General features: G+C 70.4%; 21 protein-coding genes. 7 read left to right on the top strand and 14 right to left on the bottom strand.

Annotated features, from left to right (window positions below; translation table 11 throughout):
- Window positions 1-13: 13 nt before the first annotated feature.
- Together htpG and JMJ56_RS03795 are read right to left on the bottom strand one after the other, a co-directional pair.
- Window positions 14-1,840, bottom strand: coding sequence for a molecular chaperone HtpG (gene htpG, locus JMJ56_RS03800; protein WP_202830250.1), 1,827 nt, complete (start codon window positions 1,838-1,840; stop codon window positions 14-16).
- Window positions 1,841-1,910: 70 nt separating this feature from the next.
- The gene (locus JMJ56_RS03795) at window positions 1,911-2,912 is read right to left on the bottom strand and encodes an LLM class flavin-dependent oxidoreductase (protein WP_202830869.1); all 1,002 of its coding nucleotides are present in this window, start codon (window positions 2,910-2,912) and stop codon (window positions 1,911-1,913) included.
- A gap of 313 nt (window positions 2,913-3,225) precedes the next feature.
- On the opposite strand from JMJ56_RS03795, the gene JMJ56_RS03790 reads away from it, so the two are divergent.
- From JMJ56_RS03790 to JMJ56_RS03780, 3 genes are all read left to right on the top strand, one after another.
- Entirely contained in the window at window positions 3,226-3,552 is a 327-nt protein-coding gene (locus JMJ56_RS03790) for a hypothetical protein (RefSeq protein ID WP_202830249.1), read from the top strand.
- Entirely contained in the window at window positions 3,549-3,869 is a 321-nt protein-coding gene (locus JMJ56_RS03785; protein ID WP_202830248.1) for a DUF1488 family protein, read from the top strand. The genes JMJ56_RS03790 and JMJ56_RS03785 overlap by 4 nt, the downstream gene beginning before the upstream one ends.
- A gap of 454 nt (window positions 3,870-4,323) precedes the next feature.
- Window positions 4,324-4,602 (top strand): hypothetical protein, encoded by a 279-nt coding sequence (locus JMJ56_RS03780; RefSeq protein WP_202830247.1) that lies wholly within the window; start codon window positions 4,324-4,326, stop codon window positions 4,600-4,602.
- A 40-nt stretch (window positions 4,603-4,642) separates the two neighbouring features.
- Here JMJ56_RS03780 and JMJ56_RS03775 read toward each other — a convergent pair whose 3' ends face one another.
- The gene (locus JMJ56_RS03775) at window positions 4,643-5,881 is read right to left on the bottom strand and encodes an MFS transporter (protein WP_202830246.1); all 1,239 of its coding nucleotides are present in this window, start codon (window positions 5,879-5,881) and stop codon (window positions 4,643-4,645) included.
- A gap of 109 nt (window positions 5,882-5,990) precedes the next feature.
- Between JMJ56_RS03775 and JMJ56_RS03770 the strand changes: the two genes are divergently transcribed.
- Together JMJ56_RS03770 and JMJ56_RS03765 are read left to right on the top strand one after the other, a co-directional pair.
- Window positions 5,991-6,923, top strand: a complete 933-nt coding sequence (locus JMJ56_RS03770; protein ID WP_202830245.1) for a hypothetical protein — start codon at window positions 5,991-5,993, stop codon at window positions 6,921-6,923.
- Complete coding sequence (locus JMJ56_RS03765) at window positions 6,920-8,116, top strand: CaiB/BaiF CoA transferase family protein (RefSeq protein WP_202830244.1); 1,197 nt, start codon at window positions 6,920-6,922, stop codon at window positions 8,114-8,116. The genes JMJ56_RS03770 and JMJ56_RS03765 overlap by 4 nt, the downstream gene beginning before the upstream one ends.
- Before the next feature lie 167 nt (window positions 8,117-8,283).
- Here the strand turns inward: JMJ56_RS03765 and JMJ56_RS03760 are convergent, their stop codons facing one another.
- The 3 genes from JMJ56_RS03760 to JMJ56_RS03750 all read right to left on the bottom strand — a co-directional run bounded on the left by JMJ56_RS03760 (window position 8,284) and on the right by JMJ56_RS03750 (window position 11,838).
- The gene (locus tag JMJ56_RS03760; protein WP_202830243.1) at window positions 8,284-10,440 is read right to left on the bottom strand and encodes a type IA DNA topoisomerase; all 2,157 of its coding nucleotides are present in this window, start codon (window positions 10,438-10,440) and stop codon (window positions 8,284-8,286) included.
- An 82-nt stretch (window positions 10,441-10,522) separates the two neighbouring features.
- Window positions 10,523-11,245 (bottom strand): SGNH/GDSL hydrolase family protein, encoded by a 723-nt coding sequence (locus JMJ56_RS03755; protein WP_202830242.1) that lies wholly within the window; start codon window positions 11,243-11,245, stop codon window positions 10,523-10,525.
- 2 nt (window positions 11,246-11,247) lie between these two features.
- Window positions 11,248-11,838, bottom strand: coding sequence for a hypothetical protein (locus tag JMJ56_RS03750; RefSeq protein WP_202830241.1), 591 nt, complete (start codon window positions 11,836-11,838; stop codon window positions 11,248-11,250).
- A 310-nt stretch (window positions 11,839-12,148) separates the two neighbouring features.
- On the opposite strand from JMJ56_RS03750, the gene JMJ56_RS03745 reads away from it, so the two are divergent.
- A complete protein-coding gene (locus tag JMJ56_RS03745; protein WP_202830240.1) occupies window positions 12,149-13,450 on the top strand; it encodes a cystathionine gamma-synthase family protein in 1,302 nt (433 codons plus the stop codon).
- Between the two features lie 381 nt (window positions 13,451-13,831).
- Here the strand turns inward: JMJ56_RS03745 and JMJ56_RS03740 are convergent, their stop codons facing one another.
- Genes JMJ56_RS03740 through JMJ56_RS03715 form a run of 6 tightly spaced genes read right to left on the bottom strand, consistent with a single transcriptional unit; the run spans window position 13,832 to window position 20,655 of the window.
- Complete coding sequence (locus JMJ56_RS03740) at window positions 13,832-14,470, bottom strand: TetR/AcrR family transcriptional regulator (protein WP_202830239.1); 639 nt, start codon at window positions 14,468-14,470, stop codon at window positions 13,832-13,834.
- On the bottom strand, window positions 14,467-16,575 hold the full coding sequence (locus JMJ56_RS03735) for an acetate--CoA ligase family protein (RefSeq protein ID WP_202830238.1): 2,109 nt from the start codon (window positions 16,573-16,575) through the stop codon (window positions 14,467-14,469). The genes JMJ56_RS03740 and JMJ56_RS03735 overlap by 4 nt, the downstream gene beginning before the upstream one ends.
- The gene (locus tag JMJ56_RS03730; RefSeq protein WP_202830237.1) at window positions 16,572-17,663 is read right to left on the bottom strand and encodes an acyl-CoA dehydrogenase family protein; all 1,092 of its coding nucleotides are present in this window, start codon (window positions 17,661-17,663) and stop codon (window positions 16,572-16,574) included. Before JMJ56_RS03730 ends, JMJ56_RS03735 begins: the two co-directional genes overlap by 4 nt.
- 4 nt (window positions 17,664-17,667) lie before the next feature.
- Entirely contained in the window at window positions 17,668-18,846 is a 1,179-nt protein-coding gene (locus JMJ56_RS03725) for an acyl-CoA dehydrogenase family protein (RefSeq protein ID WP_202830236.1), read from the bottom strand.
- Window positions 18,847-18,848: 2 nt separating this feature from the next.
- The gene (locus JMJ56_RS03720; RefSeq protein ID WP_202830235.1) at window positions 18,849-19,619 is read right to left on the bottom strand and encodes an enoyl-CoA hydratase/isomerase family protein; all 771 of its coding nucleotides are present in this window, start codon (window positions 19,617-19,619) and stop codon (window positions 18,849-18,851) included.
- Window positions 19,620-19,647: 28 nt separating this feature from the next.
- Window positions 19,648-20,655, bottom strand: a complete 1,008-nt coding sequence (locus tag JMJ56_RS03715; protein WP_202830234.1) for a Bug family tripartite tricarboxylate transporter substrate binding protein — start codon at window positions 20,653-20,655, stop codon at window positions 19,648-19,650.
- Window positions 20,656-20,839: 184 nt separating this feature from the next.
- Between JMJ56_RS03715 and JMJ56_RS03710 the strand changes: the two genes are divergently transcribed.
- Window positions 20,840-22,420 carry an ABC transporter substrate-binding protein gene (locus tag JMJ56_RS03710; RefSeq protein WP_202830233.1) on the top strand — a complete coding sequence of 527 codons (1,581 nt, stop codon included), beginning with the start codon at window positions 20,840-20,842 and terminating at the stop codon, window positions 22,418-22,420.
- 145 nt (window positions 22,421-22,565) lie between these two features.
- Here the strand turns inward: JMJ56_RS03710 and JMJ56_RS03705 are convergent, their stop codons facing one another.
- Entirely contained in the window at window positions 22,566-23,528 is a 963-nt protein-coding gene (locus JMJ56_RS03705) for a Bug family tripartite tricarboxylate transporter substrate binding protein (RefSeq protein WP_202830232.1), read from the bottom strand.
- Window positions 23,529-23,702: 174 nt separating this feature from the next.
- On the bottom strand, window positions 23,703-25,334 hold the full coding sequence (locus tag JMJ56_RS03700) for a carboxylesterase/lipase family protein (RefSeq protein ID WP_202830231.1): 1,632 nt from the start codon (window positions 25,332-25,334) through the stop codon (window positions 23,703-23,705).
- Window positions 25,335-25,408: the final 74 nt, after the last annotated feature.

Below are 25,408 nucleotides of genomic sequence, written 5' to 3'. Positions count from 1 at the left end.
GGCACGGCGGCGTTCAGCCGAGGCTGCCGGCGAGCAGCGCCGCCACCTGCCGCGCGAACCCTGCCGGGTCGCGCGGCACGTCGCCATCCTGCAGCCGGGCGAGGTCGAGCAGCGTGCCGGCCTCGGCCTTGAGGTCGCCCTCCATCCCGGCGAGCTTGCGGATCAGCCCATGGCGCGGGTTGACCTCCAGCACCGGCAGCCCGGCGCCGAAGGCGCGCCCGGCCCGGCGCAGCAGCCGCTGCATCTGCAGATCGGGCCCGCCCTCGGACGCCGCCAGCACCACGGCGCTGTCCACCAGCCGGTCGGTGGCGCGGACCTCGGAGACCTCGCCCTCCAGCGCCGCCTTCAGCAGCGGCAGCAGCTTCGCTACATCGGCCGGCTCGCCTGCCGCCTCAGCGCCCGCGATCTTGGAGAGGTCGATGCTGCCCTGGGTGATGCTGCGGATCGGCCGTTCCTCGAAGCGGTCCAGCCGCTCCGGCCAGAAGGCATCCACTTGGTCGGAGAGCAGCAGCACCTCGACGCCGCGGGCGCGGAAGCCCTCGAGCTGGCTCGACTTCGACAGCGCATCCGGGTCGTCGCCGACCAGGATGTAGATCGCCTCCTGCCCTTCCTTCATCCGCGCGACGTAGTCGGGCAGCGAGGTCCAACCCTCGACGGCCGAGGAGCGGAAGCGCAGCAGGGGGGCGAGATCCTTCCGGTGCTCGTTGTCCTCCCAGACGCCCTCCTTCAGCACCGGTCCGAAATTCTCCCAAAAGCCTGTATAGCTCTCGGCATCCTTGGCCTTCGCCTTCAGCTCCGACAGCACGCGACCGGTGACGGCCTTGCGGATGCGAGCGAGTGCGGGCGTCGATTGCAGCATCTCGCGCGAGACGTTGAGCGGCAGGTCCTCGGTGTCGACCACGCCCTGGACGAAGCGCAGCCAGGGCGGCAGCAGCGCCGCCTCCTCGGTGATGAACATCCGCCGGACATGCAGGCGCACACGGCTGTCCCGCTCGCCCTCCACCGGGTTGAAGGGCTTCATCCCGGGGACGAAGAGGAGGGCGGCGAACTCGGTCGTGCCCTCGGCCCGCCAGTGCAGCGTCGCCCAGGGCTTGTCGAAGGCGTGCGCCACATGCCGGTAGAACTCGGCGTACTGCTCCTCGGTGACCTCCGCCTTCGGCTTCCGCCACAGCGCGGTGCCCTCGTTGGCGGCCTCGTCCTTCCCGTCGCGGGCGATGGTGATCGGGACGGTGATGTGGTCCGCCCATTTGCGGATGATGGTCTGGAGGCGGATCGGCTCCAGGAACTCCTCGGCATCCGCCTTGATGTGCAGCGTGATGGTCGTGCCCGGCTCCTCGCGGCTGGCGGGCGCGAGGGTGAAGTCACCCTGACCGGCGGAGGCCCAGGCCCAGCCCTCCTCGGCGCCGGCGCGGCGCGAGACCACCTCCACCCGCTCGGCCACCATGAAGGCCGAGTAGAAGCCGACACCGAACTGCCCGATCAGGCTCGGCCTCTCGCCCGGCTTGGCATCCGCCAGCGACTGGGTGAAGGCGCGGGTGCCGGAACGGGCGATGGTGCCGAGGTTACGCGCCAGCTCCTCCTTGGTCATGCCGATGCCCTGGTCGGCGATGACCAGCGTGCGAGCGGCCTTGTCCGGCGTGATGCGGATCGCCGCACCCTCGGGCAGGGCCGGCACCGCCTGGGTCAGCGCCTCGAAGCGCCGCCGGTCCATGGCGTCGGCGGCATTGGCCACCAGCTCGCGCAGGAAGATCTCGCGGTCCGAGTAGAGCGCATGGACCACCAGATCCAGCAGACGCCCCACCTCGGCGCCGAATTCATGCCGCTCGACCGTTTCGCTCACGCCCCGTCCTCCAAGAAGGAATGCCTATCGGCGGGGCGATATGCAAAGGCCGGAGCGAGGAATCAAGCCCTCATGCGGCGGCGGCCAGCTCCTGGTGCAGTCCTGCCAGGATGCTGAAGGACCGCTTGCGTGCCTCAGGGTCGTGCATCGCCGCCGTCACCATCAGCTCGTCCGCCCCGGTCTCGATGACGAAGTCCCGCAGGCCGCGCCGCACCGTCTCCGGCCCGCCGACGATGGAGCAGGCAAGCGAGTGCTCCAGCATCGCCCGCCCGTGCGAGTCGAGCCTGCTCTCCATGTCCTCGACCGGCCGCGGCAGCTTGCCGGGCCGCCCGCGGCGGAGGTTGAGGAAGCTTTGCTGCAGCGAGGTGAAGAGGAAGCGCGCCTCGGCATCCGTCGGCGCGGCAAAGATGTTCACCCCGAGCATCACATGGGGCTTGGCCAGCCGCGCCGAGGGCTTGAACCGCTCGCGGTAGATCGCCATCGCCTGCCGCATCTGGTCGGGCGCGAAATGCGAGGCGAAGGCGTAGGGCAGGCCGAGCGCCGCGGCGAGCTGGGCGCCGTAGGTCGAGGAGCCGAGGATCCAGACCGGGATGTCGAGCCCCTCCCCCGGCACCGCCCGCAGCGCCTGGCCGGGCTGGGCCGGCTCAAAATAGGCCATCAGCTCCATCACGTCGCGGGGGAAGTCGTCCACCTCGCCGGCGAGGTTGCGGCGGATCGCCATCGCCGCCCGCTGGTCGGAGCCCGGCGCCCGGCCCAGGCCGAGATCGACCCGGCCGGGATGCAGGGCGGCCAGCGTGCCGAATTGCTCGGCCACCATCAGCGGCGCGTGGTTCGGCAGCATGATCCCGCCGGCGCCGATGCGGATTGTGCTGGTCGCCGCCGCGACATGCGCCAGGGCAACGGCTGTCGCCGCGCTGGCGATGCCCGGCATGTTGTGGTGCTCCGCCATCCAGAAGCGCCCATAGCCGAGTCTCTCGGCATGGCGGGCGAGATCGGCCGAGTTGCGCAGCGCCTGGCCGGCATCGCTGCCCTCGGGGATGGGGGAGAGGTCGAGGATGGAGAGCGGGATCATACCTGCCATATGGGGCGCGGCGGGGGCGCCTGGAACCCCATCCACGCCCACCGGAGCGGACATGTGGCGATCCGGCGGCCAAGTTCCCGTACCGCAGGCCCGCGACCCGGACCGATCCCCTCCATGAGGTGCCGGTACCGTGATGGTGGTCCTGACGCCATCATAACCATCTCAGGTCCCGAGAAGGTCTCAGCCCTGCTGCTGAGGATGGCCCGGCCACCCTTTCCGCCGGAGTAATGCTGCCGCCGCATGCGGGGGACGAACAGGTCCCGACATGGGCGAGCAGGCTTCGTCCCGATCCTGGAGGCCTTCAATGCCCATTCGCGCACAACGGTCAGCGGCCATCTTCGCCAGTCCGGCCAGCCTGGCAGAAGAGGCGCCTTGGCGGTCCGCCTGGATCCACCCGCCGGAGCTTTGGCAGCTTGTGCCGAAGGCCCGATCGATGCCGGCCGACCAGCCGACCAACCTGGCCATCGCTCCGATGCCAAGATCCGCGGACATAGTCGCCCATGGGCTGGGCGCCGCTGCTGATGCGGGTCATTCCGCTTTTCTTGATGCCGATTTCGATGGCGAAGCCGGGCACGTCCTGTCATGCGGAACATCTGACGGCGGGCAGCACCGCGAGGACTGGCGCCCATGACCGACGTCGCCACGAGCGCTGCCGACCAGGATGTCCGGTGGGACGGCCGGCGCGTGCTGTTCGACGTGCAGCACGACATGGAGGTCGTGCCATGCGCCGTGTCGCCTTTCGTCATACGCGAGCTCGTCCCCGGGCCATGCTTCAAGACACAGGACGTGCTGAAGCGCTTCATGGCGGCGCGCATCCAAATTGAGGCCGCCGTGCATAGCAAGCTCCAGCGGCGGGTCGCGCCATGTCCGACGCCGCTCACGGTCTGGTCGAGTGACCTCGAGGATCATGCAGCAGCCATGCGTTCGGCGGCCAAGCCTGGTCCATGAGGCGTTTTCAGGGGACATTGCCTTCAGATGACGATGATGCTCAGCCTGCTTGCCCTGATCTTGGTGCTTGGGACAACCTCGATGGCCGCAGCCATGGGACAGACCCGGCAGCCTTCGCCGGTCCGGGCCGGCAAGCGCCAAGGCCGGTGACACCGCGGGCGCCATCCAGCCGTGCTGCTGCCGATGTGCCTGGAACCCATCCATGCTGGGGCTGATCCGGTGCAGGCTTCGCGTCCTGCGGCATCGGAGCCGATGGAGTGAACCGGCCGCAGCCGCCAGCCGCATGGACCGCGCTGCCTGAGAGGAATTCGTCGGCGCCAGCCAAGCCGGGATCCCGGCATCCGCCCCGGCGCCATCGCTTCTCCTGGTGAGCTTCGCAACGACGAGCGAAGTCGCCTTCCGCCTCGACCACCGCATCCGGGCTCGCCGAGCCGGCAAACAAAGGATTCCGCAAATGCCAGTACGGGCCTATCGGGCATCGGCCGCTTATGCCGGTGCGCATATCTCCGCCAACATGTGGCTTTGGGTCATCGTCTTCGCGGCCATCACGGCGGTGATGTGGGCCCTGAACTGGATGGACCCGCGTTCCGGCATCTGGTCGCACCTGTTGGTGCTCTCCGCCATGGTGTGCAGCACGCTGGTGATGATCCAGAGCCAGGTGGGTTATGTGTCGCCCTATGCGCCGAAGGATGACGAGGTCGACGTCGTCACCCCACCGGTCCCGCGCGCCTGATCCTTCGGAGGCAGGGAATGGCCGGGTTGCCCGAACAGGATCATGCCTGCCAGATGGGCCGGGCCGGGGGCGACCGGAACCCGGTCCGCCCTCGCCAGAGCAGCCAGGCCGCGATTGCCATGGTCAGCGCGTTCCAGGCCAGGCCGTTGATCACCGCCATCTTGTAGGAAGCCGTTGCGTCGAAGATCGCCCCAGACATCCACCCCCCGAGCGCCATGCCAACCAGGGTGGATGACAGCACCAACCCGACGCGCAGCCCCGCCTCCTGCGCCGGGAAGCTCTCGCGGACGATGATGGCGTAGCTCGGCACGATCCCGCCTTGGAACAGGCCGAACACCGCCGAGATCGCATAGAGCGAGGAAAGCCCATCGAAGGGCAGGAAGAGCGAGAGGGCAATGGCCTGGAGGGCCGCCCCCAGCAGCAGCGTCGCCCGGCTGCCGATCCGGTCGAGGATCCAGCCGGAGGCCAGCCGGCTCACCACCCCGCAGGCCAGCATCACCGAGAGCATCTCCGCCCCCCGCGCCGCGCCATAGCCGAGATCGACGCAGTAGGCGACGATATGCACCTGCGGCATCGCCATCGCCACGCAGCAGGAGATGCCGGCGAACATCAGCAGCGCCTGCAGGGCATTGGGCGGCAGGCCGAAGGTGCCGCGGTTGCCGGCCAGGACCAGTGCCGGGGCCGCCTGGGCCGGCGGCCTCCGCCGCAGCACCAGCGAGAGCGGCAGCATGGTGACGAGGCAGAAGACGCCGATGCCGATATGCGTCTGCCGCCACCCCACCGTCTCGATGAGGTGCGACAGAACCGGCGGCCATAGAGCTCCGGCGAAGTAATTGCCGCTGGCGCAGAGCGAGACCGCCAGCCCCCGCCGCCGCGCGAACCAGAGCGAGGTGTCCGCCACCAGCGGGCTGAAGGTGGCGCAGGACCCCAGCAGCCCGACGAGCACCCCGTAGGTGACGGCGAACCCGCCCATGCTGCCGGCGAAGGCGCTGCCGACATAGCCCGCGGCCAGGGCCAGGGTGCCGAAGATCACCGGCACCATCACCCCGAACCGGTCTGCCGCCCGCCCCATCAGCACACCGCCAATGGCGAAGCCGAGCGTCGTCAGCGTATAGGGCAGCGAGGCCCCGGCCCGGAGCGTGCCGAATTCCGCCTGCACCGTCGGCAACACGACGACGATGGACCAGAGCCCGACCCCTCCCAGCGTGCTGAGCGCCACCGAGGCGGCGAGGCGCAGCCAGGCATAGCGGGAATCCACGCCATCGCATGCGGGAGCCATGCGGTTTCCTCCTGACATTTTTCACAGCATGCCAGGGGCGCGGATCAGGCGCCATGCTTGACCCTGGCGCGGGCAGGCTTAGCCTCGGCCCATTCGGGAGAGACGAACCATGACAGCGGAGATCGACCGGGCGATGGGCTTCGCGCCGGATTACGACAGCCCGATCCCCTATATGCAGCGCACCCGCGAGTATTACCGGGCGATCGGCTACGACCCCTATCGCTGGGCGCATTACCGCGAGGTGCCATTCTCCCCGCTCCGCAAGCCGCTGGCCGAGAGCCGCGTCACCCTCGTCACCACCGCCGCTCCCTTCGATCCCGCGAAGGGCGACCAGGGGCCGGGCGCGCCCTACAATTCCTCGGCCAAATTCTACGAGGTCTATTCCGGCCGGACGGATGAGGACCACGACCTCCGCGTCTCCCACATCGCCTACGACCGGAAGCACAGCCCGGCGACCGACATGCGCGCCTGGTTCCCGCTCCAGGCCATGCGGGATGCCGTCGCCTCGGGCCGGATCGGCGCCCTGACCGAACATTTCCAGGGAGCCCCGACCAACCGCAGCCACCGGCATACGGTCGAGATCGACTGCCCGGAGATCCTCTCCCGCTGCCTGCAGGATGGCGCCGAGGTCGCGGTGCTGGTCCCCAATTGCCCGGTCTGCCACCAGACCGTCAGCCTCACCGCCCGCCACTTGGAGCAGCACGGCATCCCGACCGTGGTGCTGGGCTGCGCCAAGGACATCGTCGAGCATTGCGGCGTGCCGCGCTTCCTGTTCAGCGACTTCCCCCTCGGCAATGCCGCCGGCCGCCCGCATGACATGGAGAGCCAGGCGGCGACGCTGGAACTCGCCCTCCGGCTGCTCGAGACGGCGATCGGCCCCCGCACCACCCTGCAATCGCCCCAGCGCTGGGACGAGACCGGCGAGTGGAAGCTCGACTACCTCAACCTCGAGCAGATCGGCGCGGAGGAGCTGGCGCGGCGGAAGGAGGAGTTCCTCCGCCAGAAGGCCATCGCCAAGGATCTGCGCGAGAAGGCGGCATGACCGCCCGCCCGTTCGAGGGCATCCGCATCCTCGACTTCACCCAGGTCCTCGCCGGCCCCTTCGCCAGCTACCAACTAGCGCTCCTCGGCGCCGATGTGGTCAAGGTCGAGCGCCGCGAGGGCGAGGACATGCGCCGCACGCCCCTCTCCCGCGAATGGGCGGAGCGCGGTATGGCCTCCGCCTGGCAGGCGGTGAACGGCAACAAGCGCAGCCTCACCCTCGACCTGCAGAAGCCCGAGGCGCGGGAGATCATCCTTCGCCTCGCCGCCGAGGCGGATGTGGTGATGGAGAATTTCCGCCCCGGCGTGATGGACCGGCTCGGCCTCGGCTACGAGGCGCTGTCGAAGCTCAACCCGCGGCTGATCTTCTGCAGCGTCTCCGCCTTCGGCCAGACCGGGCCGGACCGGCTGGAGGCGGGCTATGACGGCCGCATCCAGGCCATGTCCGGCATCATGGCGATGACCGGCCATCCGGGCGGCGACCCGCTGCGCGCCGGCTTCGCCGTCTGCGACCAGCTCTCCGGCATGACGGCCGCATTCGGCGTCGCCTCGGCGCTGCTCCAGCGGACGCATACCGGGCAGGGCCAGCGGGTCGATGTCTCCATGCTGGAATCGACCCTTGCCTTCCTCGGCGGCCAGGTGGCGGACTGGACGGTGGCTGGCCACAAGCAGCAGCAATGGGGCAACCAGGCAGTGAGCCGGAAGGCGACGGCCAACCTCTTCCGCGCCCGCGACGGGCACCTCCTCCTCGCCGTCAACACCGACCGGCAGTACGAGGCGCTGCTGCGCGCCATCGGCCGCAAGGATGCGCTGGACGAGCCGCGCCTGGCAGACTGGTTCCTCCGCCTGGAGAACGCCGCCCTGCTGCGCAAGGTGATCGAGGGGGCGCTCGCCGCCGCCGATGCCGCCGAGTGGGAGGAACGGCTGAACGCCGCCGGAGCCCCTTGCGCCCGCATCTGGCGGGTCGACGAGGTGATCGAGCACCGGCAGATCCGGTCGCGGGACGCCCTGCAGGAGGTGGAAACGCCGTGGGGCAGGCTGCGCTTCGCCACCACCGGCTTTCGCCTGGCGCATGGCGCGGCGCGGCTGGACCGCCCGGCCCCGGCCCTCGGCGCCGATACCGAGGCGGTGCTGGCGGCGGCGGGCTACGACGCGGCGCGGATTGCCGCCTTCCGCGAGGCGGGGGTCATCTAGCGGTCGTTGCGACGGGGGTTGCTCTCCGGGGCAGAGGCGGTTGGCTGCGGTTGCGAGGCCGCCCCAGAAGTCGGAGCCGCGGACGGGCAGCCAGGAAGGGGCCCGAATGACGCCGCATGGCCGATTGCTGGTCGCGCAGAGGCGGGCGAGGCGTGTCCGGACCGCCCTCAGTCGGGCCGCTTCGCCTTGCGGCGCCTTGGGGCCTGTTTCCGATCGGCGGCGGAAGGCGCAATGCGTGTGTCGCTGCGGTTCGGCCGGCGCCGTGCCGCCGTGATGTCCGGCGCCGCCGGTGCCCGCCGGTCACTGGGGATGTCGGCCCCCAGGGCTTCAGCCTTCCTGGATGCGTGCTGGTCCAGGAAGGCGCGGCAGATGGCACCGGAGGTCGTGTAGCCACGCGGCGGCTTCAGCCCCTTCTGCCGCGCCAGGCTGTCGGCGAAGCGCTTCATGGCCGGGGTCGGCGGCCGGTCTGCCCCGCGGTCCGGGGCTGCCCTGCCCAGCGCGGCCGCATCGACTGAGGCAGTACCCTCCTGCAGCCGGCCGATGATGCGGCTGGCCTGGGCGCAGACGGCATCGATGGCGCCTATCATTTCCTGCTGTCCAACCAGCACCTCGTCTAGCAGCCGCTCCATCTGCGCTGTCACCCCGGGATCGACCAGGGCAGGATCGGCCCGCTCCAGCACCGCATGGAGCGAGAGGCCACGCTCGGTGGGAACGATGTTCTTCCCCTCCGTGGCGAGGAAATCCTGCGTCTTGAGGCCGCGGATGATCTCGGCACGGGTCGCCGGCGTGCCGATGCCCTTGGCCTCCTTCAGGCGGTCCCGCAGCGCCTCGTCCTCGACGAAGCGCCAGGCGTTCTGCATGGCCTCGATCAGCGTGCCCTCGTTGTAGCGCGGCGGCGGCCGGGTTTCCTTGTCCTCGACCTTGGCATCACGCAGCAGCGCCGTCTCGCCATGCCGGAGCGGGGGCAGCATCTGCGCCTCCTCGCCCCGTTCCTCGGCCGGCTGCCAATCGGGAAAGGCCGCCCGCCAGCCAAGCTCGATGGGCTGGCGGCCAGCAGCGCGGAAGGCGTGGCGCCCGACATCCAGCGTGACGGTCGTCTGCCGGTAGCGGAAGTCGGGCATCATCGCCGCCAGGTAGGCACGGGCGATGACGTCGAACAACCGGCGCTCATCGGTGCTCAGGCGTGGCCAGACCTCGCGCAGCGTATCGACCGTGTTGACGTTGGGAATGACTGCATGGTGGCTGGCTCCGGCCAGGCCGCGGTCGTGGAAGGGACCGCTCGCGCCACGGCGGATGACCGGCGGCTGCGGCACCGGGATGGCTCCGAAGGCTCGCCCGACCTGGAGCCCGGCCACGATCCGCGGCACGTCCGCGATCAGGCTTTCCGGCAGGTAGCGGGTCTCGGCCCGTGGGTAGGTGATGACCTTCTTGCCCTGCCCGTCGTAGAGCTCCTGCGCCACCTCCAGCGTCCGCGCCGCCGACCAGCCGAAGCGCGAGCCGCAGAGCTTCTGCAGCGAGGGCAGGTCATGCAGGCGGGGTGGGCCCTGGCGCTTGTCCTCGACCTTCACCGCGAGCGGGCCGGTGAAGCCCTCGGCGGCAGCGGCAATCGCCTCGGCCTCCTCGCGCTTCAGGATGCGTTCCTTCGGTGCGTGGCGCATCTGCAGCGGGCCGGCTTCGGCCTGGGCCGTGGCAATCACCTCGAAATAGGCCTGCGGCACGAAGTTGCGGATCTCGAGCTCCCGCCGGCAGACGATGGCGAGGGTCGGCGTCTTGACCCGGCCGACGCCGATGACGGCCCGGGCACCGCCCGCCAGGGTCACGGTCGCGGTACGGGTGAGCGAGAGGTTGTAGATCTGGTCGGCCTGCCGCCGGGCGACGGCGGCCGCGTAGAGCCGGGCGTAATCGGCATTGGGCCTGGCCCTGGCGAAAGCCGCGCGGATGGTCTCCGGATCCTGGGCGGTGAAGATCACTCGCATGACGGTGCCGCGATAGCCGTAATGCTCGAGGATCTCCTGGCCGATGAGCTGGCCCTCGCGGTCGCAGTCCGTGGCCAGCCAAACCTGCTTGGCCTGGCGCAGGGCGTCGCGGATCGCCTTGAGCTTCGCAGCCTTGTTGCCGCCGGTGGCCGGCTTGGTGCCGTAGAGGCCGCTGGGCCGGAGCAGGATCGGCCGCCAACGCTTCCATTCCGGCACCACCTCCTCGGGCTCGAGAAGGTCGAAAAGGTGCCCCTCGGCGGGGAGGATCATCCCGTAGCGGCCACCGACCGCAGCGCGGACATCCTTGGCCTGGCTGGTCTTCTCGGTGATGACGATCTGGTCGGCCATGCTCACCCTTTCGGGTGTTCTTTATCCGTTCCGGACCCCGTGCGCCACCAACTTCATCGCCGCGGCCGTATCGGAAAGCCCCCTAGTCACCTCCGTAGATCATGGAACGCCTCTGCGGCCGGTCGAGGGCGAAGCGGGCGATGGCCGCGGCGATCTTGCGGCCGCCCTGGACGGAGGGCTCGATGGCGTTGGCGAAGTCCGCTGCCTCGTTGCAGACGAGCCGCAGGTCGACTAGCGCCAGGCCGCGCCGGAAGGCCTCACGCATGATGGCATCATTAAAGAGGCTGAGCCCGGCGACCGCCATCTGCTGCCGCTGCGGGTCGGCGAATCGCGGGTCGTAGACGGTGCAGACCGCGGTGGGGAGCCGGCGAGCCAGCACCGCATCGAGCATCGCACGGTAATCTTGCCGGAAGCGGTCCACCACGGCGGCCAGCCTGACCAGCCCCTCGCCCACACTTCGGGCCTCCTGGCCGAGGAGGGCTTCCTGCCGCAGGGCGTCGTTGCCCCCCGCGCTGACGACGAGATGGCTGGCTCCCTGCGGCACCCGCTCGAGCTGCCGGATGACATCGCCCGCCACCGCGCCGCCCACCGCAGCCAGGCTGCCTTGCCAGCCAGCGGGCAGCCGGTTCCGGAGGTGCGCGACCACATCCGGCCCACCTGCCACGTAGCCCTTGTTGTCGAAGATCGAGTCGCCGAGCAGTACGACATGTCCCGTGCCGCCGCCCTGGCCAGCCGCCTCGCCGGTGGCGAGCATCGTCAGGCCGGCGCCGACCGCCGACCGGCGGCCGGTCAGCAGGGCCTTCATGGTCAGGCCTCGCTGCCGGGCATCGTGCCCGTGGCGTCCATCGCCAGCAACCCGGCGGCCAGCCTGGCGAAGCAACGCGCCGCACGCAGGCGCACCGCCGCCTGGCCATCCACCCCTTCCGGCAGCGTACATCCGGCCAGGGTGATGGCCGTGCCGAGCAGCCGCGCTTCCAGCGCTGCGGTGACGTCCTCGGCCACAGCCTCACGCCCGAAGCGCCGATCGATCTCCTCCCCGGCCCGGTCGATCTCCGCCTCCACCTGCTCGTCCCGCGCGGCGATGCCTAGGATCTCGCCGGGAGGGTCCGGCTCCTCCCCGCTGCGGACCGCCATGAGGCCCATGGCGGCGATCAGGGTCTGGATTGGTCCGCCATCCCCGCCACGCGAGGCGAAAGCGCCGAAGGCAACGGCAAGGGCCGCCTCGCCCAGCACCTCGCGCATCTCATCGTCCATGGCGGTGATCGCCGAGGATGATTCGCCGGTGCCTTCCTCCGGCACGGCATCCCCGCCCGGCATGCTGGGGACTCCGCCTTCGGCGAAGGCGCGGGAGAGGGTTGCGAGCGCATCGAACAGTCGCTGTTCAGAATCAGTCCGCATAAATCTTCGCAGTTGTGTTGGGGGTCGGTAGAGAACCTGCGGCGCCGGCTTCGGTTGCCGCCCGAAGAACGGGGCCCGCCATGCTTTGGCGTTTTACGCGCGCCGCCCCGCAGGCAGGCGCCTGGCGCGTCACCGAGAAGCAGTACGGAGCAGTACGGCCTCCTGATAAACATTGGGCCTGCAGCACGCGTCCGGGCCGCGGGCACAGGACCAGCCGAGCGTAAAGCCTGGCATCCCGCCGGATGGATGCGGCAGACTGTCTCAGGCGCCGCCCGCCGGCAGCCCAGGCGATGTTGGAGGATTTGGCGCCATGGCGAAGGACCGCAGCCACCATACCAGCATCGGCAACCATCGTCTGGCCCCGGAGACGCTGATGCTGGGCTACGGCTACGACCCCAGCCTGTCGGAGGGCGCGGTCAAGCCGCCCGTCTTCTTGACCTCCACCTTCGTCTTCCGCTCGGCCGAGGAGGGGCGTGACTACTTCGACGTCGTGGCTGGCCGGAAGGAGGCGCCCGAAGGCGGGGCCGGGCTGGTCTATTCCCGCTTCAACCATCCTAACAGCGAGATCGTCGAGGACCGCCTGGCGATCTACGAGGACGGCGAGGCGGCGCTCGTCTTCGGGTCGGGCATGGCGGCCATCGCCACGACGATCCTGACCTATGCCAGGCCGGGGGATGCCGTCCTGCACAGCCAGCCCCTCTATGGCGGGACGGAAACATTGCTGGCCCGCACCTTGACCGAATTCGGCATCGCCGCGGAAGGCTTCTCCGACGGGTTGAACGCGGAGGCCATCAGCGAGGCCGCCCGGCGTGCCGAGGCACGCGGGCGCGTCACCGTCATCCTGGTGGAGACCCCGTCCAATCCGCTGAACAGCCTGGTCGACCTCGCCCTGGTCAATGCCGAGGCAGACCGCATCGCCGCGAACCAGGGCCACCGGCCGCTCGTGGTCTGCGACAACACCATGCTTGGCCCGGTGTTCCAGCAGCCGCTCCGGCACGGCGTGGACATCGTGGTCTACTCGCTGACCAAATATGTCGGCGGGCACAGCGACCTCATCGCCGGCGCGGCCATCGGCAGCAGGGCCCGGCTACGCCCGGTCCGCCTCCTGCGCGGCGCGATCGGCACCCAGCTCGACCCGCACTCATGCTGGATGCTGGGACGATCACTGGAGACGCTCTCGCTGCGGATGCGGGCATCCGCCGCCAATGCGGACGCGATCGCCGCCTTCCTCGCCGACCATCCCAAGGTTGCGGCCGTGCACGCGCTCGGCGGGCCGGACAGGGACGGCCCGGCGCGGCGCGTCTATGACCGCCAGTGCAGCGGCCCGGGCTCGACCTTCAGCATCGAGATCAAGGGGGGCGAAGCCGAGGCGTTCCGGGTGCTGAATGCGCTGCGCGTCTTCAAGCTGGCGGTGAGCCTGGGCGGAACCGAATCCCTGGCCAGCCACCCTGCCTCGACCACCCATTCAGGGGTTCCGGCCGAGCTCCGGGCCCGCATAGGCGTTACCGAAGGCCTCATCCGCCTCAGCGTCGGCATCGAGCGCGTGGATGACCTGATCGCCGACCTGGCCCAGGCCCTGGCGCAGCTGGACAGCGACGTGCGGAAGGATTGACCGCATCGGATGGCGTCACCCGGCTGGATGGCAGCCGGCAGATGCGCCGGCTGGCGGCCCACCCGACGAAGCCGCGGGCAGATCGATCAGCTTTTCGTCCACGCGGGGCAGGCGACTCGGCTGCGGCCTGGCGCCTCCGACCGCCGCGGCGTTGGTGCTGATCGGGCAAGCCGCCATCTCGATTTCCTCCAGAAGACGAGATCGCGCGACATGATTGCCTCTCGAGCAAGACCGGGCAAGGTGCTGCTCGCCCAGCCGGGCATGCGGAGGTGCGCACCTACGCCGTGATGGAGGAGGGACATCAGAAGGACCGCCCCTTGTGGCAGTCCGAGCGCCTCATCCGAGGCCGGGCCGGCAGCCCAGCCACCAAGCAGGATCCGATTACAGCGCGGCAGCGCCCGGTGTCGCTTCCAGCCCCGCCAACAGCATCCCGCAGAACTGCTCGGCGATAGCGCTGGCGGGCAGCGGCCCCTTCGGGTCATACCACTTGGGCATCCAGTTCAGCGCGCCGAGCACCAGCCGCCCCGCCATACCGATATCCGCGATGCGGAATGCGCCGCTTCGAATCCCTTCCTCCAGGATGCCGCGCAGCAGCGCCTCGTGCCGGTCGCGCCATTCGATCCGCTGGCGCCGCTGCCGCGCCTGCGGGTCGGTCCAGAACACGGTCGAGGAGACGATGAAGGCCCAGCGGTATTCCTCGAAGAAGCGCGCGCTCTCCATCATGAAGGCGCGCAGCTTCTCGGCCGGGTCAGCCTCGGGCCGGATCGCTCCCAGCACGCGCTGGTGCAGCGACCGGGTTATGCCCATCACCAGCGGCCGCAGGATCGCGTCCTTGTCCGGGAAGTGGTGGTAGAGCGTCGCCTTCGAGATTCCGCATTCCTGCGCGATGTCCCGCACTGAAACGCCGTCGAAGCCGCGCGTGGCGAAGAGCCGGCAGGCCTCGGTCAGGATCTGCAGCATCCGCTCCGTCGGCGGCCCGGCACTACCCCCCAGTTCCAGGATATCGACGAGGTTCTTCATGCGTCTCCCGGTGGCGTGTCCAGCGTCAGGATGACCGCATCCAGCGCGAATCCACCCTTCTCCTGCACCAGGAAGGGGTTCACGTCGATACTGGCGATCTCCGGCCGCGCCGCGGCCAGGTCTGCGACGGCGACGAGCGCCGCCTCCAGCACCGCGCGGTCCAACGCCGGGCCGCCACGCCAGCCCGCCAGCAGCCGCGAACCGCGCACCCGGTCCACCAGCCGGGCCGCCCGCGCCGGGGAGAGCGGTGCCGAGGCAAAGGCGACATCGGCGAAGAGCTCCACCGCGACGCCGCCCAGGCCGAACATCACCATCGGCCCGAATACCGCGTCCCGCAGCGTGCCGATGATCGTCTCCACCCCGCCGCGCAGCATCGGCGCGATCAGCACGCCATCGATCCGCGCCTCGGGCCGTGCAGCGCGGGCGCGCCGCAGCAGCTCGGCGAAGGCGCCCTCCACCGCCACGGCATTGGCGAGGCCGAGCATGACCCCGCCGATCTCGGTCTTGTGGGGGATGTCCCCGGAGAGGATCTTCGCCACCACCGGGAAGCCGATCGCCTCGGCCGCGCGCACCGCCGCCTCGGCCGTGGCGCAGGCCCGCTCCGGCGGCACCGGGATCCCGGCGGCGGCCAGGACCGCCTTCGCCGCCGCCTCGTGCCCGCCCAGCGCCGGCAATGCCGGGAGGGCTGGCACCGGCGGCAGCGCTTCGGCCTCTCCACGCAACCGCCGCAACCGCTCGGCGCCGGCCGTGGCGCGCACCGCCCGGGTCGGGTCCTCGAAGACGGGAATGCCTTCCGCCTCCAGCCGCAGCCGCACCTCCTCCACATGCGTCATCACCGCGACCACCAGCCGGTTGGGGAAGTTGCGGCGCAGCGCGACCAGGGAGCGTTCCAGCGGCGGGAAGCGCGGCACGTTGCGGCCGATATGCGCGAGGTAGAACAGGACAGAGCCCAGCTCCGCCCCGCGCATCATCGCCTGGCTGATGCCCTCGAAGACATGCATCCGGCCGCCGAGCTGCGCGGTGGTGTCGATCGGGTTGCGTCCGCCGGCGACGGGCTGGATGGCGCGGATCTCCGCCAGCACCTCGGGCGACATGGCGGGCACAGCCAGCCCCGCCTCGATGCAGGCATCGGCCATCAGCACGCCGATGCCGCCCGAGACGCTGAGGATGCCGACCCCTGGGCCCGGCGGCAGCGGCGCGAGGGAGCAGACATAGGCGATGTCGAGCATCTCCTCGATCGAGGAGACGCGCAGCGCGCCGCATTCGCGGAACACCGCATCGACGATCCGGTCCTCGCCGGCAAGCGAGCCGGTATGCGTCGCCGCCGCAGCCGCGCCGACCTCGGTGCTGCCGACCTTCATGACGATCACCGGCTTGCCCGCAGCCGCGGCCTTGAGCAGCGCGCGGCGCAGCCCGTCGCCGTCGCCGCATCCCTCGAGCGAGGCGCAGATCACCCGCGTACCGGGATCCTCGGCCAGGTAGTCGATCGCCGCCGCCACATCGATATCGGCCTCGTTGCCCGTGGCGATGGCGCGGCTGATGCCGATGCCGCGGAAGCCCGCGACGGCGTAGATATGGGAGCCATAGGCGCCGCTCTGCGTGGCGACGCCCACTGTGCCAGGCCCCGGCCGCGCGGTGGCGAGCAGGCTGGAGAAGGTGCCGAAGAACCCGTCCGGCGGGCTGATGCTGCCGAGGCAATTCGGCCCGGTGAAGCGGATGCCGTGCCGCCGCGCCGTCCCGGCCAGCCGCGCCTGCATGGCGATGCCCTCGCCACCCTCCTCGGCGAAGCCGGAGGAGAGAATCTGCACGTGGCGGATACCCTTCGCGGCGCAGTCCTCCAAAGCCCGCTCCACCATCGGCGCGGGCAGCAGGATCAGTGCGCTGTCGGGCACCTCGGGCAACTCGGCGACGCTGGCCCAGGCTGGCAGGCCCTGCACCTGCGGCGCGCTGCGGTTGATCGGGTAGATGCGTCCCGCATAGCCCAGCTCCTTCAGGTGCAGCAGCGTCCGGCCGCCGAGCTTGTCGGGGTCGCCCGAGGCGCCGATGACGGCGATCGAGCGCGGCCGGAACATCCGCTCCAGCGGGTGCGTGCCGGCGTCGTTCATGCCGCCCGCCGCCCGGCCTCGAGCAGCCGTTGCGCATGGAAGGTGCGGTCGCCGAATTCGAATTCGGCCATCATGATCCGCCGTGCCAGGCGGATGGCCGGCAGGGCTTCGGTCATGCCCATGCCGCCATGGCACTGGATGGCGGATTGCGCGATGAAGCGGCCGGCCTCGCCCAGCCGCAGCTTGGCGAAGGCGATCTCCCGCCAGGGCATCCCATCCCCCGCGCCAGCCGCGCGCAGCGCCTGGAGGACGAGGCCGCGCAGGTTCTCGTACTCCACATACATCTCCGCCACCCGGTGCCGCAGCGCCTGATGCGAGGCGAGCGCCACGCCGAACTGCATCCGGTTCAGCAGGTAGTCAATCGTCTGCTCCAGCAGCGCCCCGGCGGCCGAGACCGCCTCGACGCAGGTCAGCAGCGCGCCGAGGTCGCGCGCCTCCGCCGCCCGCCGTGCCACCGCCTCGCCGCGGCCGAGGATCCAGCCCGGCTCCACTGCGACGCCGGTGAAGCGCCAGTCGGCCGAGGGTCGGCCATCGATGCGGAGATAGTGCCGCGCGCTGATCCCCGGCGCATCGGCCGGCAGCAGCAGCAGGGCCGGCTCGGCGCCAGCCAGCACGAGCAGCAGATGCGTCGGGTCGGGCGGCGTCTCGATGCCGACCACGGCGCCGGTCAGGCTGCCATCCGGCGCCAGTCGCGGTACATCCGTTGTGTCATCCACCGCCGCCTCGGCCGGGATGAAGACGATGCGGTGCTGTCCCTCCGCCAGCCCGGGCAGCAGCGCGGGCTGGTCGGCCAGCAGATAGGGGATGACGCCGCAGGCCGAGGCGATGGGCAGCGGCAACCCCCCTCGCCCGGCGCCGCCGGCCAGCGCCGCGAGGTCCGAGAGCGTGCCGCCAGCGCCGCCCGCTTCCTCCGGCATGGCGACGGCGAGCCAGCCGAGGCTGGCCAGGCTGTCCCAGTGCCGCCGCAGGCAAGCGTGTTGCCCGGCGGGGTCGTCGATCAGGGCGAGTTGCCGGTCGACCTCCTCGCCGATGCGGGAGGCCTGGTCGAAGGCATCGCCCGCGACGATGGGAGTGGCGGTGAAGGGCATGGCGTCAGGACCCGAAAAGCTGCTTGGCGATGACGTTCTTCTGCACTTCGCTGCTGCCGCCGTAGATCGTGCGGACGCGGCTGTACATGTAGTTCTGCACCCACTCGATCCCCGGCGCCTCGGCATTCGGACCGGCGGCGTCGGTCGGGCGGAAGCGCGGCGCCAGCCTCTCCCCCACCGCATCCAGCGCCACTTCCGCCACATGCTGGAAGGTCACGCTGGTGCCGAGCTTGAGCACCGAGGGGAGGAGGCCAAGCGGCCTTCCTTCCATCACCGCCGCGATCGCCTCCTGCCCCAGCGCCTGGGCGCCGCGCAGCTCGGCCTCGGCCAGCAGCAGCCGCTCCTCCAGCATCGCCCGTTTCAGGCGGTGCCGCTCGCCGCCTAGCTCGCGGGCCAGCAGCTCCCGCGTCCGCTGCAGGTTGCGCAGCGCCGGCGCGACATTGGCGCCGCCCAGCCGCTCCCGCTCCAGCAGGAACTTGCCATAGGTCCAGCCGCCGCCTTCCTCGCCGACGCGGTTGGCCACCGGCACGCGGACCTGGTCGAGGAAGACCTCGTTCACATGATGCCAGCCATCGATGGTGCGGATCGGCCGGATGGTGATGCCGGGCGCGTTCAGCGGGATCAGCAGCAGGCTGATGCCCTGCTGCTTCTTCGCCTCCTTCGAGGTGCGGACCAGGGTGTACATCCAGTCCGCCTCATGCGCGTGGGATGTCCAGGTCTTCTGCCCCTCCACCACATACTCGTCGCCCTCCCGCCGCGCCGCGGTCCGCAGCGAGGCGAGGTCGGAGCCTGCGCCCGGCTCCGAATAGCCCTGGCACCACCAGTCCTCCCCGCTCAGTATGCCCGGCAGGAAGCGCCCCTTCTGTTCCTCTGATCCGTACTCGATGATGACCGGGCCGATATGCCGCAGGCCATGGTGGTACTGCGGCGGGCAGTCGCATTCCGCCATCACCTCGTCGAAGATGTGGCGCTGCTTCAGGTCCCAGCCCGTGCCACCATACTGCTTCGGCCAGCCAGGCGCGCCCCAGCCATGCTCGAACAGGATCCGCTGCCAGGGGTACCAGACCTTGCGCGACAGCTTGCGGTAGGTGGCGACCACCGCGCGGATCTCGGGCGGGCAGCGCGTCTCGGCGAAGGCGCGGACCTCCGTGCGGAAGGCCTCGTAGTCGATGGCGGCGGACATGCTCAGCGGCCCTTGAATTCGGGCTTGCGCTTCTCGAGCTGGGCGTTGCGCGCCTCCTTCGCATCCTCGGTCTTCGACAGCTCGTAGGTGAAATTCTGCTCGAAGCGGTAGGCGTCCTTGGGCGACATCAGCTCGACGAAATTGCAGCTGTTCTTGGCGTACTTGATGCCGAGCGGGCTCTTCTCCGCAATGCGGGCGGCCATCCGCATCGCCGCGGGCAGCAGCTCGTCCGACGCCCAGACGGAATCGATGACGCCGAGCCGGTAGAGCTCCGCCGCCGGCAGCCGGTCGCCGGTGAACATCAGCCGCCGGGTGAAGGACTTGCCGAGGAGCTGGTTCAGCATCGCCGCACCGCCGGCCAGGCCCACATCGATCTCCGGCATGCCGAAGACGGCTGCCTCGCTCGCCATCATGATGTCGCAGGCCGCCATCAGCCCGAAGCCGGCACCGAGCGCCGCGCCGTTCACCGCGGCGATCACCGGCTTGGCGCATTCCTTGATGGCGTTGCCGGTCTCACGCGTCGCCCGGTTGTGCTGCCAGTATTGGCCCGCCATCGAGGCATCCGGCCGCTGGCGCAGATCGGCGCCGGCGGAGAAGATCTTGCCCTGGCCGGTCAGCACCAGCACGCGGACATCGTCGCGGTCGGTCGCAGCGTCGAAGATCTCGATCAGGCGGTCGCGCAGCTCCGCATTCACTGCATTGACCGGCGGGCGGTTCAGCGTGACGACGGCCACGTAATCCGCCACTTCGAACTTCACGACATCGGTGGACATTCCGCTTGTTCCTTCTCGATTGCCTGGGTCAGCCGGCCTGGATGCCGGCACGGCGGATGACCTCACCCCATTTGGCGGATTCGCTCCGCAGCAGCGCCCCCAGCTCCTCCGGAGTGCTGCCCTGCGGCGGGCTCGACCCGGCGGCGCGCATCCGCTCGTCGAGGCCGGGATCGGAGAGGACGCGGACCAGCGCCTCGTTCAGCCGCGCGATGATCGGCGGCGAGGTGCCAGACCGGACGCAGACATAGTTGACGACCGTGACCTCGAACCGGGGGATCGTCTCGGCGATGGTGGGCAGGTCCGGCAGTTCCGGCATGCGCGTCGCGCTGGTGACGGCGATGGCGCGCAGGTTGCCGGCCTGCAGCAGCGGCAGCATCGGCCCGTAGGAATCGATCGACATCGTCACCCGCCCCGCTGCCGTCTCCTGCAAGGCCGGGCCGGTGCCACGGAATGGTACATGCGACATGCGGATCCCGGCCTCGATGCAAAGCAGTTCGCCCGCCAAGTGGCTGCCGGCGCCGACGCCGGAGCTGGCATAGGTCAGCTGGCCCGGACGCGTGCGCGCGAGCGCGATCACCTCCGCCACGTTGCGGGCCGGCACGTCGCGATGCAGCGCCATCACATAGGCACCCTTGGTCAGCACGCTGACCGGGGCGAAGTCGCGCGCAGCGTCATAGGGCAGCGAGGCCATCAGATGCGGGTTGGTGATCAGCGGGCCCGGCGTGCCGTAGAGCAGCGTGTAGCCATCCGCCGGCGCCTGGGCGACAGCAGCCGTGCCGATGGTGCCGCCCGCCCCGCCCCGGTTCTCGATGACGATCGGCTGGCCCAGTGCGGCGCCCAGCGGCTCGGCCACGAAGCGCGCGGTGATGTCGGCGCCGCCGCCCGGCGCGAAGGGCACGATCATGCGGATCGGACGGCTGGGCCAGGCTTGCGCCCCGGCACTCGTGGCGGCGCCGAGGCCGAGCAGCCCGCCGAGCGCGGCCCGGCGCGACATCCCCGCCGCGGCAGGTCCATGGGGAAGCCGGCCTGTCGTCATTCCTGGCCCTCCTTACCGTCTGCCTCGACTGACCGACCGATCGGTCGGGCCATGACCGGACCCTAGCCTTCCCGGGCATCTCCCGCAAGCGCGGCGCCACCAGGGGCTTGCCCCGCCGCAGCGTACGCCGTAGCGTCCGCAGCAACGAAACCCGACCGGTCGGTCGGTAGGAGGAGGACGCACCATGTCGCGCTGCCCGCGCCGGCTGCTGCTCGGCCTAGCCATGCTGCCCTGCCTGGCCGCACCGGCCATGGCCCAGAGCCTGACCATGGGCCTCGGCTCGCCGGTTTCCTCCCTCGACCCGCACTACCACCTGCTCCGCTCGAACGGCGAAGTCGGGGCGATGCTGTTCGACACACTGCTGACGACGGATGCGAAGGCGCGGCTCCATGCCGGCCTCGCCGAAAGCTGGCGGCCGATCGGGACCGACGCCTGGGAACTTACCCTGCGGGAGGGCGTGCGCTTCCATGACGGGACGCCGCTGCTGGCCGAGGACATCGCCTTCACCTTCGAGCGCATCCCGCAAGTGCGCGGCCCCGGCGCCTCCTACACCACTCATATCCGGCCGGTCAGCCGGGTCGAGATCCTTGATGAGCGTCGGCTGCGCCTGCATACCGACAGGCCGGCGCCGCTGCTGCCGACCTACCTCTCGCAGGTGCTGATCCTCAGCCGCCGCCTGCATGCCGACGCGACGACGGCGGATTTCAACAGCGGCCGGCTCGCCATCGGCACAGGCCCCTTCCGCCTCGCCTCCTATGCGGCTGGCGACCGCATCGCCCTGGCCCGCAACGATGCCTATTGGGGCGAACGCCCGCACTGGGCAAGCGTCACCTACCGGATGATCACCAATGATGCGGCGCGCACCGCCGCCTTGCTCGCCGGCGACGTGGATTTCATCGACCAGGTCCCGACCAGCGATCTCGACCGACTTCGCGCCGATCGCCGCTTCCGCCTCGCCGAGACGACCAGCCTCAGGGTGATGTATGTCACCCTCGACGGCACGCGGCCGCCACCGGTGCCGTTGTTGACGGCGGCCAATGGCGGGCCGCTGGAGGCCAATCCACTGGCCGATCCACGCGTGCGGCGGGCGCTGGCCATGGCGATCGACCGGCGCATGCTGGTGGAACGGGTGATGCAGGGCGCGGCGCAGGCCACCACGCAATTCATGCCTCCTGGTACCTACAGCGCATTGCCGGACCAGCCCGTGCCGCCTGCCGACCCCGAAGGTGCGCGCCGCCTCCTGGCGGAGGCAGGCTATCCGCAGGGCTTCGGGCTCACTCTGATCGGCTCGAACGACCGCTACATGAACGACGCCCGGGTGGTGCAGGCGCTCGGCCAGATGTGGACCCGCATCGGCATCCGCACCACGGTCGAGGCGCAGCCCTATGCCAGCTTCATCAATCGCGCGACGCGGCGCGAAGCGCCGGCGGCGCTGCTCACCTGGGGCAACTCCACCGGCGAGGCTTCGGTACTGCTGAACTCGGTCCTCCGCACCCCGAACCGTGAGGCGGGCCACGGCGCGGCCAACCGGCTGCTGTACTCCAACCCTGCCATGGACGCGCTGGTGGCGGCGGCCGAGGTGGAGATGGATGAGGCACGACGCGAGGACCTGCTGCGCCGCGCCAGCCTGGCCGCACTGGACGATGCGATGCTGGTGCCGCTTTACCTGCAGAATGCACTCTGGGCGATGCGGTCCGAACTCATCTACGAAGCGCGAATGGATGAGCGCAACGACCCCGCCGCGGTGCGGCCCGCACCACGCTAGCGTGGTCATGAAGGGCTCAATGGCCTCCGGGCCCATCTTCACGCGCCGAAGGCTTCGCAGATCGTACTGAACCCGAAGGCTTAGCGCATGAGGCGCCACAGCCGAGCCACTCGCCCGGCTCCTGGCATCAACCTCTCGAGCTATGTCACTCCACTTCGATCTTTCCGGCGCGGGCAAGCACATCGTAGGTCCGCTGTTCGGATTGCATGAAAACCAGGGCTTCCGCCGGCGTCGTATGTCGCGGCGAGGCGCCGAGTTCGCGCAACCGCCCGACCACCGCTGGCTCGCTCAGGGTCTCGTTGATTGCCTGGTTGAGTCGCTGGATGACCTCCGGCGGCGTTGCTTTCGGCGCCATGAAGGCATACCAAGCGACGTACTCGCGGCGGTCGAGGCCAAGCTCCAGCATGGTCGGCACGGCCGGAAGCCGGTCGGAGCGCTCGCGTGAGGTAACCGCCAGGGCCCGGAAGCGGCCGCTGGCGATATGGCCGTAGCCGGCACCCAGGCTGTCCAGCATGATCGGGACCTGGCCCGCGATCACATCCATCTGCGCCTGCGGCGTGCCTCGATAGGGCACTGCCGGCAGGTCCAGCCCGTGTCGCCGCTTGAAATCCTCGATGGCCAGATGGTTGATGCTGCCGGAGCTTGGTAGCGCATAGCGCCAGGTACCGGGCTCCGCCCTCGTCCGCTCCACCAGCATCTGCATTGTCTGAAAGGGCGCGGCAGGGTTGACCACCCAGACCAGCGGCGAGGTGACGGCGACCGCGATCGGGGCCAGGTCTTTCACCGGGTCGAGCGGCATGTTGCGGTAGATGCTCGTGTTGATGGTGATGGCGCCGATATGGCCGAACAGGATCGTGTATCCGTCGGGCGCGCTGCGCTGCACCTCCTGCATGCCGATCGTGCCATTCGCTCCGGGCCGGTTGTCGATCACCACCGGCTGCCCGAGCAGTTCGGCGAGGCGTGGCGCCATGAGCCGGGCATAGGTGTCGTAGCCGCCGGTGGCGCTCGGTACGATGCAGCGGATGGCACGATCGGGCCAGGAACGGGCCTCCGCCATGGCAGGCAGAGCGGCAAGCAGACCGAACATACTGCGACGCATGAGCCACATGGAATGTCCTCCTTGTTCCGGTGATGGGAGCAGGAGGTTCCATGACCGCCCGTCAACGCCTCACAGCGACCTCCGCGAGGCTGGGCCGGTCATGACGGGCTGCTCCCCCCGTGGCGGTGCAGCCCTTCCCGGCGACAGCCCGGGCGTGAGGCCGTCCGCGCCTTATCTGCGGCTTCAGTCGCGGGTGAAAGTGACCGGGTGGCCGTACTCGAAGCGCGGCACCCCGCGCATCGCCTCGCGTTCCGTGCCGCCCGGGTCCTGCGCCAGGCGGGCGTCGCTGCCCAGCAGCATGGTCGGGCGGCGGCCGGCCTCATAGGGGGGCCAGTTCGGCACGTCCGGCGCCTGCGGGCGGCCGGTGCGGGCGAAATTGGCCCAAAGCGCCATCATCCGGCTGCGCACCGCCAGCAGCTCGGGACCGGCGCCGGTGAACTCCGCCGCGCTTTCCAGATTGCCGAACACGAAGGGCAGCTCCGCGGTATGCGGCGTGCGCAGCAGCCCGCCCATGGCCGGGCTGCGCCAGGTGAACAGGTAGAGCCAGGCCGGTGCGCCGCCCGCCCCGGCCTGCAACTCGGCCGCCTGGATCATGCCCATGCGGTAGTTCTGGTCGGAGCAGATCGCCACCAGCAGGTCGCTCGGCGAGGCAGTAGGCAGCGCCGCCCGGTAGCCGGCCAGGACATGCTCGGTGGCCTCCGCGTCGAGCCGGAGGAAGCGCCGCACCCGGGCACGCAGCTGCTCGGCGCTGATAGAGAAATTCGCCCGGTCCGGCGCCAGATAGAAGGTCACCTCGGTCTCGGCCGAGCCGACCAGCAGGGGCACGTCCCGCGCAGCCTCTGGCGCCTCCGTGTCGAAGGGATGCCGGTGGAACACCACGCCGTCGAGCACCGGCCGGAAGTTGTTGGCGCCGCCATTGGCTGCCACCACCTTGGCCATCGCCGCCAGCAGGCGGTCGGCGGGAATGTCGCGCAGCCGCGCGGCATCGGCCGGGCGCAGCTCGAACTCAGCCAACAGGCCATGGGCGGCGCGGGCGGCATCCTCCGGCGTGGCGAGGCGCAAGGCGCCGGACCCGCTCTGCATGATGGCGCGGTGGAACAGCCCCCGCGCCGCCGGTGCCGCCATCATGGCGCTCACCTTCGCCGCGCCGCCGGACTGGCCGAAGATGGTGACGCAACCGGGGTCGCCGCCGAAAGCCTCGGCATTGTCGCGGACCCAGCGCAGCGCCGCCACCATGTCGAGCACGCCGTTGTTGCCGGCGCCGGGCGGCAGGCCCTCGGCCTGGAGAAAGCCGAACAGGTTCAGCCGATGGTTGACCGCCACCACGACCACATCCTGTTCGCGGGCCAGGGCGCTGCCGTCCAGCACGGGCGCGGTGCCGGCCCCGCTGCTCCAGGCGCCGCCATGCAGCCAGACCAGGATCGGCCTGCGCCGGCCGTCGCGCAGGCCGGGCGTATAGATGGCGAGGGTCAGGCAGTCCTCGCTCTGCTCCGCCACCGGGTCGGTATAGGCGAAGACCGGCAGGCCGGCGCCGCGGAGTTGCGGTGCCGAGGCGCCATGCGTGCCTGCCCGGCGTTCTCCGGCCCAGGGCGCCAGCGCGCCAGGCGGGCCGAAGCGGCCGGCGCCGGTCGGGCTCGCGGCATAGGGGACGCCCTTGAAGGCCAGCACGCCCTGGCCGGCCGTGCCGCGCAGCCTGCCGTGAGTGGTCTCGGCCAGCGGCTCGGAGGCGGCCCGGCCGGGCAGCGGCAGCGTGGCCAATGCGGCACCGGCTGTCAGCACACGGCGGCGGGGCGACAGGGGCTTGGGCTCGGGCATGGACGGTTCCCTCGGCATTTTGGCGGGCATGGTGCCGGCTCGCGAGACCATTGGCCCATCCCGGCCGGGCCGGA

The sequence above is a fragment of the Belnapia arida genome, from assembly GCF_016773205.1.
In the GTDB taxonomy this organism is placed as follows: domain Bacteria; phylum Pseudomonadota; class Alphaproteobacteria; order Acetobacterales; family Acetobacteraceae; genus Belnapia; species Belnapia arida.
The sequence above is the reverse complement of the archived record's forward strand: the minus strand, read 5'-3'. Positions and strand labels throughout refer to the sequence as shown.

Bases quoted from the DNA above. Each gene is read 5' to 3' on its own strand.
- JMJ56_RS03725 (WP_202830236.1), bottom strand. From the start codon at position 18,846: ATGTCCGCCGCCATCGACTACGAGGCCTTCCGCACGGAGGTCCGCGCC.
- JMJ56_RS03795 (WP_202830869.1), bottom strand. From the start codon at position 2,912: ATGATCCCGCTCTCCATCCTCGACCTCTCCCCCATCCCCGAGGGCAGC.
- JMJ56_RS03710 (WP_202830233.1), top strand. From the start codon at position 20,840: ATGTCGCGCTGCCCGCGCCGGCTGCTGCTCGGCCTAGCCATGCTGCCC.
- JMJ56_RS03760 (WP_202830243.1), bottom strand. From the start codon at position 10,440: ATGGCCGACCAGATCGTCATCACCGAGAAGACCAGCCAGGCCAAGGAT.
- JMJ56_RS03735 (WP_202830238.1), bottom strand. From the start codon at position 16,575: ATGAACGACGCCGGCACGCACCCGCTGGAGCGGATGTTCCGGCCGCGC.
- JMJ56_RS03740 (WP_202830239.1), bottom strand. From the start codon at position 14,470: ATGAAGAACCTCGTCGATATCCTGGAACTGGGGGGTAGTGCCGGGCCG.
- JMJ56_RS03720 (WP_202830235.1), bottom strand. From the start codon at position 19,619: ATGTCCACCGATGTCGTGAAGTTCGAAGTGGCGGATTACGTGGCCGTC.
- JMJ56_RS03755 (WP_202830242.1), bottom strand. From the start codon at position 11,245: ATGAAGGCCCTGCTGACCGGCCGCCGGTCGGCGGTCGGCGCCGGCCTG.
- JMJ56_RS03785 (WP_202830248.1), top strand. From the start codon at position 3,549: ATGACCGACGTCGCCACGAGCGCTGCCGACCAGGATGTCCGGTGGGAC.
- JMJ56_RS03775 (WP_202830246.1), bottom strand. From the start codon at position 5,881: ATGGCTCCCGCATGCGATGGCGTGGATTCCCGCTATGCCTGGCTGCGC.
- JMJ56_RS03770 (WP_202830245.1), top strand. From the start codon at position 5,991: ATGACAGCGGAGATCGACCGGGCGATGGGCTTCGCGCCGGATTACGAC.
- JMJ56_RS03745 (WP_202830240.1), top strand. From the start codon at position 12,149: ATGGCGAAGGACCGCAGCCACCATACCAGCATCGGCAACCATCGTCTG.
- JMJ56_RS03750 (WP_202830241.1), bottom strand. From the start codon at position 11,838: ATGCGGACTGATTCTGAACAGCGACTGTTCGATGCGCTCGCAACCCTC.
- JMJ56_RS03700 (WP_202830231.1), bottom strand. From the start codon at position 25,334: ATGCCCGAGCCCAAGCCCCTGTCGCCCCGCCGCCGTGTGCTGACAGCC.
- JMJ56_RS03730 (WP_202830237.1), bottom strand. From the start codon at position 17,663: ATGCCCTTCACCGCCACTCCCATCGTCGCGGGCGATGCCTTCGACCAG.
- JMJ56_RS03705 (WP_202830232.1), bottom strand. From the start codon at position 23,528: ATGTGGCTCATGCGTCGCAGTATGTTCGGTCTGCTTGCCGCTCTGCCT.
- JMJ56_RS03780 (WP_202830247.1), top strand. From the start codon at position 4,324: ATGCCAGTACGGGCCTATCGGGCATCGGCCGCTTATGCCGGTGCGCAT.
- JMJ56_RS03790 (WP_202830249.1), top strand. From the start codon at position 3,226: ATGCCCATTCGCGCACAACGGTCAGCGGCCATCTTCGCCAGTCCGGCC.
- JMJ56_RS03715 (WP_202830234.1), bottom strand. From the start codon at position 20,655: ATGACGACAGGCCGGCTTCCCCATGGACCTGCCGCGGCGGGGATGTCG.
- JMJ56_RS03765 (WP_202830244.1), top strand. From the start codon at position 6,920: ATGACCGCCCGCCCGTTCGAGGGCATCCGCATCCTCGACTTCACCCAG.